Genomic DNA, 308 nt, shown 5'->3' on the forward strand with positions numbered 1-308 from the left:
TTCGTGAACGGCGCCGCCGCGGGCAGATGTACCGGGGCGGTCGGTGTGACAATCTGGCGGTTACCGCGGGCGCACGAGGCGTTCGCGGCCACGGGCCCCGCGGGGCCGCAGGGTAGGAAACAAATGAACGATTTGGCCAAGAATCTGCTGCTCTGGGTGATCGTCGCCGTCGTGCTGATGGTGGTGTTCCAGGCGTTCGGCCCGCGCAACGCCGGCACCGACGTCGTCCCCTACGACCAGTTCGTCTCCCAGGTGCAGAACGACCGGATCAAGGAAATCAGATTTTCCGACGATCGCACCACCATCAG

General features: G+C 64.6%; 1 protein-coding gene. It reads left to right on the top strand.

Going from position 1 to position 308, the window contains the following annotated elements; genetic code table 11:
* Nucleotides 1–123 precede the first annotated feature (123 nt).
* Nucleotides 124–308, top strand: a 185-nt coding sequence (locus HKX41_10960; GenBank protein NNC24650.1) for a hypothetical protein, incomplete at its 3' end; no start/stop codon positions are given.

Origin of the sequence: Salifodinibacter halophilus (genome assembly GCA_012999515.1) — a bacterium.
GTDB lineage: Bacteria > Pseudomonadota > Gammaproteobacteria > Nevskiales > Salinisphaeraceae > Salifodinibacter > Salifodinibacter halophilus.